The sequence below is a fragment of the Kitasatospora sp. NPDC101447 genome (assembly GCF_044767225.1).
In the GTDB taxonomy this organism is placed as follows: Bacteria; Actinomycetota; Actinomycetes; order Streptomycetales; family Streptomycetaceae; genus Kitasatospora.
Window position 1 is genome coordinate 253,259 of sequence record NZ_JBIWNL010000009.1, and the last position, 12,270, is coordinate 265,528.

The window sequence follows — 12,270 nt, forward strand, 5'->3', positions numbered from 1 at the left end:
GCCGGGGCTCAGGCGCCCGCGGGGGCCTTCGCGGCCTCCGAGGCGGGCTCCGCGGCAGGTGCCGGGACGGCCTCCGTCGTGGGAGCCGCGACCGCGACGACCTCGCCGGAGCGGGCGGCGACAGCGGTACCGGTCCGCCCGCCCATCGTCACGTAGCCGACCGCGGCGACCGTGCCGACGACCCCGCACGCGCCCCACAGCGCCCCGCCGCCGGCCCGTTCCAGCAGCACACCGCCCACGGCCGGGCCGAGGAACGAGGCGAGCGACCAGGAGAGCCCGTAGACGCCCTGGTAGCGCCCGCGGGCGTGGGTCGGCGACAACTCGGCGATCAGGCCCATCAGGGTCGGGGTGTAGAGGATCTCGCCGACCGTCCAGACCGCCACCGTGAAGGCGTAGAACCACGCGGACGACCCGGCCAGGGCCGTCATCCCGAATCCCCAGCCGATGAACAGCGAGGCCGCCGCGAGCATGGCCGAGCGGCTGCGGCTCTCCACCCACCGGGTGAGCGGGATCTGCAGCAGCACGATCAGCAGTCCGTTCAGTCCGATGACCAGGCCGTACTCGGAGGACGTGATCCCCTGGCGGTCCATGTCCACCGCGAGGGTGGTGGCGCCCTGCTGCAGCACCAGGGCGAGCAGCAGGGTGAGGCCGACCACGGCCATGAAGCGGCTGTCGCGGAACACCGTGACGAGGCCGACCGTCGGCTCGTCGGCCCTGGCGCCCGCCGGGGTGTCGGGCTTGGTCTCCGGGATCCTGAGGAAGATCACCACGGCGCACAGCACCGTGGAGACCGCGTCCAGCAGGAAGAGCATCAGGTAGCCGTGGCTGGCGATCAGGCCGGCGACCGCCGAGGAGAGGCCGAAGCCCAGGTTGATCGCCCAGAAGTTCAGCGAGTAGGCGCGGACCCGGTCGGCGGCGGGGACGATGTCCGCGATGATCGCCGAGATGGCCGGCCGGGTGGCGTTGTTGCAGAACCCCACCAGGAAGGCCACCACCGCGATCGCCACCCGGCCGTCGGTGAAGCCGAGCACGACGGTGAACAGTGCGGTGCCGAGCTGGGCGGCGAGCAGGGTGGGCCGGCGCCCGATCCGGTCGGTCAGCACCCCGGCGACGATCGAGGAGGCCGCCGAGCCCAGGCCGAACAGGGAGGCGACCAGGCCCGCGTAGGCGGGGGAGTACCCGCGGCTGCTGGTGAGGTAGAGCGCCAGGAAGGTGACGACGAAGGCGCCGAGCCGGTTGACCAGGGTCGCGACCCAGAGCCACCAGAACCGGCGCGGCAGTCCGCCCGCCGTCTCCTGGATCATTCGTCGGAACCGGGCGGCGACGAGCATGTGGGGGCTCCCGAGGGCAGGCGTCCGCTGAGCGGCGCGGGCAGGCCCGGTCAGCCGACGCATGTAAGTGGCAGATGCGCGGAGCACACGTTACACAGCTCGGCAAGGTCCCCACCAGGGGTTTTCGGGCCCTCCACTAAGCTGGGGCCCATGGCTGACACGACGTACCGACTCATCCTGCTCCGTCACGGCGAGAGCCAGTGGAACCAGAAGAACCTGTTCACCGGTTGGGTCGACGTCGACCTCAACGAGAAGGGTGAGAAGGAGGCCGCCCGTGGTGGCGAGCTCCTGGCCGCCGAGGGTCTGCTCCCCGACGTGCTGCACACCTCGCTCCTGCGCCGCGCCATCCGCACCTCGCAGATCGCCCTGGACAAGGCCGACCGCCACTGGATCCCGGTCAGCCGCAGCTGGCGCCTGAACGAGCGGCACTACGGTGCGCTGCAGGGCAAGGACAAGGCCCAGACCCTGGCCGAGTTCGGCGAGGAGCAGTTCCAGCTGTGGCGCCGCTCCTACGACACCCCGCCGCCGGTGCTGGCCGACGACTCCGAGTACTCGCAGGCCGGTGACGCCCGCTACGCCGACATCCCGAGCGAGCTGCGTCCGCGCACCGAGTGCCTGAAGGACGTCGTCGAGCGGATGCTGCCGTACTGGTACGACGCCATCGTCCCGGACCTCGCCTCCGGCAAGACCGTCCTGGTCACCGCCCACGGCAACAGCCTGCGCGCGCTGGTCAAGCACCTCGACGGCGTCTCCGACGAGGCCATCGCCGGCCTGAACATCCCGACCGGCATCCCGCTGGTCTACGAGCTGGACGCCGACTTCAAGCCCGTCACCAAGGGCGGCCGCTACCTCGACCCGGACGCCGCCGCGGCGGCCATCGAGGCGGTCAAGAACCAGGGCAAGAAGTAAGCCCGAGCAGCGCGCCCGAGAGGGCGAGCAGGCCCCGCCACCCGGTTCGCCGGGGCGGGGCCTTTTGCGTTCAACGGGCTTGTCCGGCAGGCGAGTTGGGCGGATCCGAAAGTGGTTCAGACCATTGACGGGTGGTGGCGGTGGCTCCTACCGTGAGGGCACCGGGCCGGCGCGGGCATGCCATGGACCTCCCCGTCCGGGCCCGCACCCCCACGTGCGCGTCCGCGCCCCGGTGCACTCTCCATCCACCCCCACGGAGGAGCACCATGCGCACACGTCACATCGTCGGGGCGGCGGTCGCCGCACTGGCGATCCCGCTCACCTTCGCCCTTCCGGCGTCCTCGCACGGGTACATCTCGACCCCGCCCAGCCGGGCCGCGCTCTGCGCCGCGGACGCGGTCGCCTGGGACTGCGGTGACATCCAGTGGGAGCCGCAGAGCGTCGAGGGGCCGAAGGGCTTCCCGTCGGCAGGCCCGTCAGACGGCACCATCTGCGCCGGCGGCAACGCGCGCTTCGCCGAGCTGGACGATCCGCACGGCGGCGCCTGGCCGACCACACCGGTGACGGCCGGCCGACAGCTCACCTTCACCTGGCGGTTCACCGCCCGGCACGCCACCACGAACTTCACGTACTACCTGACCAAGCCGGGCTACGACGCGAGCCGACCGGTCACCCGGGCGAGCCTGGAGCTGACGCCCTTCCTGACCGTCCCGTACGGCGGGAAGCAGGTGCCGAGCACGCTCAGCCACACCGCGACCGTCCCGGGCGGGCGCACCGGCCACCAGGTGGTCGTCGCGGTCTGGGAGATCGCCGACACCGGGAACGCCTTCTACTCCTGCACCGACGTCACGTTCTGACGCCTGACGCCTGACGCCTGACGCGGGTACGGCGCGGGTCCGGTGCGGACCGGGCACGGGCCACCGGGTGCACGGCCGTCGCCCACGGCGGTCGTGCACCCGAGGCCGTCAGTGCCCGCCGCAGCAGCCGCCGTCCGCGCCACCGCACTGGCAGGGCGCACCGGACTGGCAGCCGCAGCCGCAACCCGGGCCGCAGCCGCAGCCGGCGGCGAGGACGGGCAGCAGCTTCGGGGCGGGCGGCTCGACGGTGTCGCGGGCGGGTGCCGGGCGGGTCGGGTTGGCCTTCATCGAGCGTTCCCTCCGTGAAGCGGGCGCACTGCGGCGCCCGATACGTCGAGTGAAACCGCCGGACGGAGGGAGCGTCAACGGGCGCGCGGTGGTGGGGCGTACGGAAGACCGTGCGCCCGCACCACCGCCGCCACGGGTTTACCCGCTCCTCGGGGGAGTGGCCCTCGGAACGGGGCTCACTCCGCCGAGCCGGCCTCCGAGGTCTCGGAGGAGGCCACGAACTCGGCCACGTGCTCGCCCGTCACCAGGTACACCACGCGCTTGGCGACCGACACCGCGTGGTCCGCGAAGCGCTCGTAGTAGCGGCCGACCAGGGTGATGTCGACGGCGGTCTCGATGCCGTGGTGCCAGCGCTCGTCGATCAGGTGCGACAGCAGCTCGCGGTGCAGGGTGTCGATGGCGTCGTCGTCCTGCTCCATCTCCAGGGCCTTGTCGACGTCCTTGGTGGCGATCACCAGGCCGGCCTTGGCCACCAGGCGCTGGGCGAGCTGGCCCATCTCCAGGACGGTCGAGTGCAGGTCGCGCGGCACGGCCGTGTCGGGGTAGCGCATCCGCGCGACCTTGGCGACGTGCCGGGCGAGGTCGCCGCAGCGCTCCAGGTCGGCGCTCATCCGCAGCGAGGTGACGACTATCCGCAGGTCGGTGGCGACCGGCTGCTGGCGGGCGAGCAGGTCGATCGCCCGGTTCTCCAGCTCGTGGTGCAGCTCGTTGATGTTCTCGTCGGCGGCGATCACGCTCTCCGCCAGCGCCAGGTCCGCGTCGAGGAGGGCGGTGGTGGCGCGGCCGAGGGCGGAGCCGGCCAGCCGGGCCATCTCGACCAGGCTGTCGCCGATCGCATCGAGTTCCTCGTGGTACGCGTCGCGCATGTTCTCTCCTCAGAAGCTGTGTCGGTGGCGGTGCCGACCGGCCGACCCGTCCGACCGCCGTTGCGGCGTCCGGGCGACCGCTGCTGGTGGCGCGCATCGTACGCGCACACCTGAGCCGGTGGCCGTCGAACGGCACACCGGTCTCTCCCACACGGGCTGCCCGGCCAACTTTCCGCCGCCAGGGCGACGCAGCACGGCCAGTGCGGTGAATCGACAGCTACATGAAGGTGAATTCTCGGCAACGTGTGATCGATGCCTTGACCCAGCCCTTGGGGAGTGGCCTGGCCGTGCGCTTACGCTGGCCACATGGACGTGAACGTGGCCGCCGCCGCTGCCTGCGCCATAGCCGGGCTCGGCGTCGGCCTCACCGCCTCCATCGCATTCCGCTGGAGCGAGCGCGAGCAGGCCAGGGGCAAGTACAGCGGCACCAGCGGCAGGAACCACAGCCGGTACCAGGCACTGGGCACCGGCAACCCCGAGCCGCCCCTGCCGCCGGGGGTCGACACCGTGCTCTCCGTGCTGCGCTCCTGCGCGATCGTGCTCGGCGAGGGCGACGAGGTGGTCAAGGCCAGCTCGGCGGCGTACGCGATGGGCCTGGTGCGCGGAGGCGCGGTCGCCGTGGACCAGATGCTCGCACTGGCCCGCGGCACCCGCCGGGACGGCGAGATCCGCCAGGTCGAGCTGGAGGTGCCCCGACCGGGCGCGGCCCGCGCGGCCGAGCCGCTCGCGGTCTCCGTCCGGGTCGCCCCGCTGGGCTCCCGGCTGGTGCTGGTGCTGGTCGAGGACCAGACCGAGCGGCGCCGGGTGGAGGCGGTCCGCCGGGACTTCGTCGCCAACGTCAGCCATGAACTCAAGACTCCCGTCGGCGCCCTGTCGCTGCTGTCCGAGGCGGTCGTCGACGCGTCCGACGACCCGGAGGCGGTGCAGCGCTTCGCCGGCCGCATGCAGGTCGAGGCCGCCCGGCTGGCCAGCCTGGTCCAGGAGATCATCGACCTCTCCCGGGTCCAGGACGACCGGCTGATGGTCGACCCCGAGCCGGTCGCGGTGGACGAGCTGATCGCCGAGGCGATCGACCGCTGCCGCCAGCAGGCGGCCGCCAAGCAGATCCTCATCGCGGCGGGCGGCATCGCCGGCCTCTACCTGCACGGCAACCGCGGCCAGCTCGCCGCCGCGCTCGGCAACCTGGTCGAGAACGCCGTCAACTACAGTCCGCCCCGCACCCGGGTGGCGATCGCCACCCGCCGGATCTCCAGCGCCGCGGCGCTCGGGGAGGCGGACGGCGAGCTCATCGAGATCTCGGTCACCGACCAGGGCATCGGCATCTCCGAGAAGGACCGCGAGCGGGTCTTCGAACGCTTCTACCGCGTCGACCCGGCCCGCTCCCGGGCCACCGGCGGCACCGGCCTCGGCCTCTCCATCGTGAAGCACGTCGCCGCCTCGCACGGCGGAACCGTGTCGGTGTGGAGCGTCGAGGGCCAGGGGTCGACCTTCACCCTCCGCCTGCCCGCCGCGCAGGTGCCCGCCGACGAGCCCGACGAGTACGACGAGCACGACGAGCCCGACGAGCGCGCCGGCCACGACCGGTCGGCCGGGACGGACGCCGAGCCCGACCACGAGCCGCACGCCGCCGCGCCCGCCGCGGCACCCCGGACCCTCACCACGGACCGTACGGCCCACACGGACCGCACCGGCCGTTCGCTCCCCGCCGGGGAGCGGGAACAACACCTGTCAGACACAACCCCGCAGTTTGCCCCGGAGGCCTGATCGTGACCCGAGTACTGGTGGTCGAGGACGAGGAGTCGTTCAGCGACGCCCTCTCGTACATGCTCCGCAAGGAGGGCTTCGAGGTGGCCGTGGCCGCTACCGGCCCCGACGCCCTGGAGCAGTTCGAACGCAACGGTGCCGACCTCGTCCTGCTCGACCTGATGCTGCCGGGCCTGCCCGGCACCGAGGTCTGCCGCCAGCTCCGGGTGCGGTCGAACGTCCCGGTGATCATGGTGACCGCCAAGGACAGCGAGATCGACAAGGTCGTCGGGCTGGAGATAGGCGCTGACGACTACGTCACCAAGCCGTACTCCACCCGGGAGCTGGTCGCCCGGATCCGCGCGGTGCTGCGGCGCCGCGGCGAGGACGGCGGCGCGGGCGACAACGGCGGCGGCCCGGGCGCCCTGGAGGCGGGCCCGGTCCGGATGGACGTGGACCGGCACGTGGTGACCGTGGACGGCGCCAAGGTCGACCTGCCGCTCAAGGAGTTCGACCTGCTGGAGATGCTGCTGCGCAACGCGGGCCGGGTGCTCACCCGCATGCAGCTGATCGACCGGGTCTGGGGCGCGGACTACGTCGGCGACACCAAGACCCTGGACGTCCACGTGAAGCGCCTGCGGGCCAAGATCGAGCCGGACCCGGGCGCGCCGCGCTACCTGGTCACCGTGCGCGGCCTGGGCTACAAGTTCGAGCCGTAAGCCGTAGCCTCCCCTCCTGCGCGTCCTGCGCGGAAGGCCCCCGCCGGCAGTCGCCGGAGGGGGCCTTCGCGTCGCTCCGGCGGGCCCGGGCGGGCCCGCCGGAGGCGGTGCACAGGGTCAGTGCGAGGCCGGGACAGCCGGGGTGGTGGCGCCGGCCGGGACGGCCGTACCGGTGGCCGCGCCCGGGGCGGTGGTGGCACCGGGGGTGGTCGTGGCGCCCGGGGTGGTCGTGGCGCCCGGGGTGGTGGTGGCACCGGCGGCCGGGGCGGTCGCGCCGGGGGTGGTCTTGACGGGCGCGACGGTCGGCGAGGGGGTCGGGCCGTAGCCCTTGTAGAGGCCCTTGCCGTCCGGGCTCACGCCGGCCTGGACGTCGACCTTCTGGCCGTCCTTGAAGGTGAAGGTCGTGGCGGCGAAGCCGCCGACGTGGACGGTGGCGTTGGGGACGGTGGCGGTCGGGTTGCCCTGACCACCGATCGCGACGGCGCCGCCGGCCGGGATGACGAGGCCGGTCAGCGGGGCACCCGCGGCGTCGGCCAGGGTCGCAGCGGCGGTGTCGACGGTCACGGACTGCAGCTCGGCCGGGACGTCCGAGGTGTTCGCGATGTTCACGACCACGTTGGCGGGCCCGGTGTAGTCGCCGGAGGTGCCCTCCCCGGTGACGACCACGATGTTGTTCAGCTTCAGGTGCGTCCCGATGGTTGCCGCCGCGTTGTCGGGCTTGACCTGCAGGGTGTCCGGCGTGTTGCCGGCGGCGCAGGAGGACAGCGAGGCGATGGCGATGGCGGCGATGGCGGCGATGCTGCCGCGTCGAAGGCTGCGGCTCACGGCGGCGGCTTCTCCTAAGTCACGTGTCGGTAGGTCAGGTCTCAGATTATCGACCTCACTTATGCGCTCCTCACGGGGTGGTCCCCGTGTCGCACTCCCGGGGGCCGCCGGGAGCCGTCCGGCGGTACGTCCGCCATGTCCAGGTCACATCGCGGACAAGCTTCGACCAAGATCGAATAACGATTGGGTCGCGACCGGAAAAGGGGTGAAAGCTCAAGATCCAATCATGGTTGCGGGGGTGTTGCGCAAGGGTTTCGTCGAACCCCGGAACCGCCTCCGACCTGCGGGAAGCCCCTCTCGAACACCGGTCGCAGCACGTCATGGGGGTGCTTGTCAAGCCCCGAGACCTGCCCTGACCTGCGAAAACGCCCTTCGGGTGCGCCGAGAAGCGTGTTATTCTGGAAAGCCACGGAAGGGGTCCTGTCACATGACGTTCAAGGTTGGCGACACGGTGGTCTACCCCCATCACGGGGCCGCGCTGATCGAGGCCATCGAAACTCGCCAGATCAAAGGTGTGGACAAGACCTACCTGGTGCTCAAGGTGCAGCAGGGAGACCTGACGCTCCGCGTGCCCGCCGAGAACGCGGAGTTCGTCGGCGTGCGCGATGTAGTCGGCCAGGAGGGTCTGGACCGGGTCTTCGAGGTGCTGCGCGCACCGTACACGGAAGAGCCGACCAACTGGTCCCGTCGCTACAAGGCGAACCTGGAGAAGCTCGCCTCGGGCGACGTTATCAAGGTCGCCGAGGTTGTGCGCGACCTCTGGCGTCGCGAGCGCGAGCGCGGCCTCTCGGCCGGCGAGAAGCGGATGCTCGCGAAGGCGCGCCAGATCCTCGTCAGCGAGCTCGCGCTGGCGGAGAACACCAACGAGGACAAGGCGGAAACGCTGCTCGACGAGGTCCTCGCCTCGTAGCGCACGCGTCACCGCATGCGGTCGGGCTGCCGCCCAACGCTCACAGCGCCCGGTGCCGGCGCGCCGCTCCTCGGACGAACCGTCCGGGAGTGGTGCAGTGGCACTCCGGGCGCTGAGGCGTGTCCGGACGACGCCTCCCGCCCGGGCCCACCGAACCGGCCGGGGCCTGTGGGACCGTTCCCGTACCCGCCCTTTCGCGGATCTCCCGCGGAGCGCGGACACGGGTCCTGCGGAGCTGTGCGGCGGGCAGCGGACCGTGGTTCTTCGGAAGGGGCCCTTGCGCCCGCCGGGCACGCCATGGCCATACCCACTTCGCCGAAGGAGTGAAACCTGAACGCGTCAGCAGCAGTCGCAGCAGCAGTGGTGCCCGCCGCCGGGCGCGGTGAGCGCCTGGGCCCCGGGGCCCCGAAGGCCCTGCGGGAGCTGGGCGGTGTGCCGCTCCTGGTGCACGCCGTCCGGGCACTGGCCCGCAGCCGGGCGGTCGGCCTGGTCGTGGTCGCCGCACCCGCCGACGGGGTGGCCGAGGTGGTCGCCCTGCTGGACAGCCACGGGCTGGACGGCAAGGACATCCGCGTGGTGGCCGGCGGCGCGACCCGCCAGGAGTCGGTCCGGCTGGGCCTGGCCGCGATCCCGGAGGACGTGGAGATCGTCCTGGTGCACGACGCGGCCCGTCCGCTGGTGCCGGTCGAGGTGGTGGACGCCGTCGCGGCCGCCGTGCGGGCCGGGGCGCGGGCCGTGGTGCCCGCGGTGCCGCTGGCCGACACCGTGAAGCGGGTCGAGCCGAACCCGGGCGGCCCCGAGCCGGTGCTCGACACGCCCGAGCGGTCCACCCTGCGCGCGGTGCAGACCCCGCAGGGCTTCGACCGCGCCACCCTGGTCGAGGTGCACGCCAAGGCGCTGGCCGAGGAGAGCGCCGGCGCTGCCGGCGCACCGCCGGTCACCGACGACGCCGGCCTGGTCGAGCGCTACGGCGACCGGGTCGTCGTGGTGCCCGGCCACGAGGAGGCGTTCAAGGTCACCCGTCCGTTGGACCTCGTGCTCGCCGAGGCCGTACTCGCCCGCCGGAGGGCCGCCGATGCCTACTGACCCGCAGACCCCCGCCGCTGACCCCCAGGCCCCCGCCGCCCCCGGCGCCCCCGCCGTCGTGATGCCCCGCGTCGGGATCGGCACCGACGTGCACGCCTTCGAGGCCGGCCGCCCGCTGTGGGTCGCCGGCCTGGAGTGGCCGGACGCCGGGGTCGGGCTGGCCGGGCACTCGGACGCCGACGTGGCCGCGCACGCCTCCTGCGACGCGCTGTTCTCGGCCGCCGGGATCGGCGACCTGGGCGCCCACTTCGGCACCGACCGTCCGGAGTGGTCCGGCGCCTCCGGGGTGAAGCTGCTCGGCGAGGCGGCCCGGCTGGTCCGCGAGGCGGGCTTCGAGATCGGCAACATCTCGGTCCAGGTGATCGGGGTCCGGCCGAAGATCGGCAAGCGGCGGGCCGAGGCGCAGGCCGCGCTGTCCGAGGCCGCCGGTGCGCCGGTCTCGGTCTCCGGCACCACCACCGACGGCCTGGGCCTGACCGGCCGGGCCGAGGGGCTGGCCGCGATCGCCACCGCCCTGGTGTACGAGCGGCGTTGAGGCCGGCCGGTCGGGCGGGCCGGTGGGCCGGCGGTCGAGCGGACCGGTGAGCGGCGGGGCGCGGAAGAAATCCGCACCTGACGGGTGTTCACCAGCTGGCGTGGGGGCCCGAGTCGATACTGTTCGGCTTCGGGCCCGCGCGGGGCTTCCCCCCCCCCCCGGGCCGTTACCGCCGCCGACGAGATGAGGTTCGCCAGATGACCGCCCAACTCTCCGACCGTGCCAAGGCGTTGATCGACGGCAAGAGCTTCGCCGTGGTCTCCACCATCCAGCCCGACGGCAGCCCCCAGTCCTCGGTGGTCTGGGTCAAGCGGGACGGCGACGACATCCTGTTCTCCACCGTCGAGGGCCGTCGCAAGCACCTCAACCTGGTGCGGGACCCGCGCGTCTCGATCCTGCTCAACCCGGCGGACAGCCCGTACGAGTACCTGGAGGCGCGCGGGGAGGTCACCATGACCACCGAGGGCGGCCGGGACCTGATCGACGAGCTGGCCGCCAAGTACCGCGGGGTGGACAAGTACACCTGGGACGGCCCGGACGACGTCCGGGTGATCGTGCGGCTCACCCCGCGCAAGGTGGTCGGCAGCCTCTGATCCGTTCCGCCCGCGACCTGCCGTTCCCCGGGATCGTGCACCGTCGTCCCGGGGAATGTGGCGGGGCACCCCCCACTGCCCACTACGCTTGACGCTGTGAGCATTCGTCTGTACGACACCAGCACCCGCCAGGTACGCGACTTCGTCCCGCTTGTACCGGGTTGTGTCTCGATCTACCTGTGCGGCGCTACCGTCCAGTCGGCGCCTCACATCGGGCACATCCGTTCCGGGCTCAACTTCGACATCATGCAGCGGTGGTTCGCCTACCGCGGCTACCAGGTGACCTTCGCCCGGAACGTCACCGACATCGACGACAAGATCATCGCCAAGGAGCGCGAGCTCGGCACGCCGTGGTGGCAGATCGCCTACGAGAACGAGCGCGCCTTCAACGACGGCTACACCGCGCTCGGCTGCCTGGCGCCGACCGTCGAGCCGCGGGCCACCGGGCACATCCCCGAGATGATCGAGATGATGCAGGGCCTCATCGAGAAGGGCCACGCCTACGCGGCCGACGGCAACGTCTACTTCGACGTGAAGTCCTACCCGGACTACCTCGCGCTCTCCAACCAGAAGCTGGACGACCTGCGCCAGCCGAGCGGCGAGGGCGAGACCGGCAAGCGGGACCAGCGCGACTTCGCGATGTGGAAGGCCACCAAGCCCGGCGAGCCGAGCTGGGAGACCCCGTGGGGCCGCGGCCGTCCGGGCTGGCACCTGGAGTGCTCGGCGATGGCCCACAAGTACCTGGGCGCGGCCTTCGACATCCACGGCGGCGGGCTGGACCTCATCTTCCCGCACCACGAGAACGAGATCGCCCAGTCCAAGGCCTACGGTGACGACTTCGCCGCCTTCTGGGTGCACAACGCCTGGGTCACCATGGCCGGCGAGAAGATGAGCAAGTCGCTGGGCAACTCGGTGCTGGTCTCCGAGATGGTCCGTGCCTGGCGGCCGATCGTGCTCCGCTACTACCTGGCGGCCCCGCACTACCGCTCGATGATCGAGTACAGCGAGGAGTCGCTGCGCGAGGCCGAGGCCGGCTTCGGCCGGATCGAGGGCTTCGTCCAGCGCGCCGTCGAGCGCTGCGGCACGGTCGACGCGGCGCCCGAGGTGCCGCCGGCCTTCGCCGAGGCGATGGACGACGACTTCGGTGTGCCGCAGGCGTTGGCCGTCGTGCACACCGCCGTCCGCCAGGGCAACAGCGCCCTGAACGCGGACGACAAGGAGAGCGTGGTGGCGCGACTGGCCGAGGTCCGTGCGATGCTCGGAGTGCTGGGCCTCGACCCGCTCGACCCGCAGTGGGCCGGGACGGACCGCGGCGAGGACCTGCACGGTGTGGTCGATTCGCTGGTCCGCCTGGTCCTGGACCAGCGGCAGGCGGCGCGCCAGCGCAAGGACTTCGCCACCGCGGATGCCATCCGCGACCAGCTCGGCCTGGCCGGGCTGGCCATCGAGGACACCCCGTCCGGCCCGCGCTGGACGATCAACAGCCAGTAACCCCATCTGACGATCGGGGTGATGGGTGGGCCGTACCGCACCGGTGCGGCCCTCCCGCATGACGTAGCGCATGCCGTCGGCCGCCGCCGGACAGAAGCGGGGCGGCCGGGCATGCCG

The 12,270-nt window shown here is 72.4% G+C and carries 13 protein-coding genes; 9 read left to right on the forward strand and 4 right to left on the reverse strand.

The window, feature by feature from the left end; genetic code table 11:
* Positions 1 to 8: 8 nt before the first annotated feature.
* Positions 9 to 1,331 (reverse strand): MDR family MFS transporter, encoded by a 1,323-nt coding sequence (locus ACIRST_RS16645; RefSeq protein WP_402802891.1) that lies wholly within the window; start codon positions 1,329 to 1,331, stop codon positions 9 to 11.
* A 150-nt stretch (positions 1,332 to 1,481) separates the two neighbouring features.
* On the opposite strand from ACIRST_RS16645, the gene ACIRST_RS16650 reads away from it, so the two are divergent.
* Positions 1,482 to 2,240, forward strand: coding sequence for a phosphoglyceromutase (locus ACIRST_RS16650; RefSeq protein ID WP_350521684.1), 759 nt, complete (start codon positions 1,482 to 1,484; stop codon positions 2,238 to 2,240).
* A 266-nt stretch (positions 2,241 to 2,506) separates the two neighbouring features.
* Complete coding sequence (locus ACIRST_RS16655) at positions 2,507 to 3,097, forward strand: lytic polysaccharide monooxygenase (RefSeq protein ID WP_350521683.1); 591 nt, start codon at positions 2,507 to 2,509, stop codon at positions 3,095 to 3,097.
* A 108-nt stretch (positions 3,098 to 3,205) separates the two neighbouring features.
* On the opposite strand, the gene ACIRST_RS16660 is transcribed toward ACIRST_RS16655, so the two are convergent.
* Together ACIRST_RS16660 and phoU are read right to left on the reverse strand one after the other, a co-directional pair.
* The gene (locus ACIRST_RS16660) at positions 3,206 to 3,385 is read right to left on the reverse strand and encodes a hypothetical protein (protein ID WP_350521682.1); all 180 of its coding nucleotides are present in this window, start codon (positions 3,383 to 3,385) and stop codon (positions 3,206 to 3,208) included.
* A gap of 176 nt (positions 3,386 to 3,561) precedes the next feature.
* Complete coding sequence (gene phoU, locus ACIRST_RS16665; RefSeq protein WP_402802892.1) at positions 3,562 to 4,251, reverse strand: phosphate signaling complex protein PhoU; 690 nt, start codon at positions 4,249 to 4,251, stop codon at positions 3,562 to 3,564.
* Positions 4,252 to 4,557: 306 nt separating this feature from the next.
* On the opposite strand from phoU, the gene ACIRST_RS16670 reads away from it, so the two are divergent.
* A complete protein-coding gene (locus ACIRST_RS16670; protein WP_402802893.1) occupies positions 4,558 to 6,015 on the forward strand; it encodes a sensor histidine kinase in 1,458 nt (485 codons plus the stop codon).
* Positions 6,016 to 6,017: 2 nt separating this feature from the next.
* On the forward strand, positions 6,018 to 6,713 hold the full coding sequence (locus ACIRST_RS16675; RefSeq protein ID WP_031069385.1) for a response regulator transcription factor: 696 nt from the start codon (positions 6,018 to 6,020) through the stop codon (positions 6,711 to 6,713).
* 117 nt (positions 6,714 to 6,830) lie between these two features.
* Here ACIRST_RS16675 and ACIRST_RS16680 read toward each other — a convergent pair whose 3' ends face one another.
* Positions 6,831 to 7,538 (reverse strand): DUF461 domain-containing protein, encoded by a 708-nt coding sequence (locus ACIRST_RS16680; RefSeq protein ID WP_402802894.1) that lies wholly within the window; start codon positions 7,536 to 7,538, stop codon positions 6,831 to 6,833.
* A gap of 427 nt (positions 7,539 to 7,965) precedes the next feature.
* Here ACIRST_RS16680 and ACIRST_RS16685 point away from each other — a divergent pair, with 427 nt between their 5' ends.
* The 5 genes from ACIRST_RS16685 (at position 7,966) to cysS (ending at position 12,153) form a co-directional block, all read left to right on the forward strand.
* Entirely contained in the window at positions 7,966 to 8,448 is a 483-nt protein-coding gene (locus tag ACIRST_RS16685) for a CarD family transcriptional regulator (protein ID WP_014136563.1), read from the forward strand.
* A 330-nt stretch (positions 8,449 to 8,778) separates the two neighbouring features.
* Positions 8,779 to 9,534, forward strand: a complete 756-nt coding sequence (ispD, locus tag ACIRST_RS16690; protein ID WP_396545223.1) for a 2-C-methyl-D-erythritol 4-phosphate cytidylyltransferase — start codon at positions 8,779 to 8,781, stop codon at positions 9,532 to 9,534.
* Between the two features lie 61 nt (positions 9,535 to 9,595).
* Positions 9,596 to 10,069: a 2-C-methyl-D-erythritol 2,4-cyclodiphosphate synthase gene (ispF, locus tag ACIRST_RS16695; protein ID WP_402802904.1), complete on the forward strand. Its 474-nt coding sequence runs from the start codon at positions 9,596 to 9,598 to the stop codon at positions 10,067 to 10,069.
* A 197-nt stretch (positions 10,070 to 10,266) separates the two neighbouring features.
* On the forward strand, positions 10,267 to 10,662 hold the full coding sequence (locus tag ACIRST_RS16700) for a PPOX class F420-dependent oxidoreductase (RefSeq protein ID WP_350521677.1): 396 nt from the start codon (positions 10,267 to 10,269) through the stop codon (positions 10,660 to 10,662).
* 96 nt (positions 10,663 to 10,758) lie between these two features.
* Positions 10,759 to 12,153, forward strand: coding sequence for a cysteine--tRNA ligase (cysS, locus tag ACIRST_RS16705; protein WP_350521676.1), 1,395 nt, complete (start codon positions 10,759 to 10,761; stop codon positions 12,151 to 12,153).
* Positions 12,154 to 12,270: the final 117 nt, after the last annotated feature.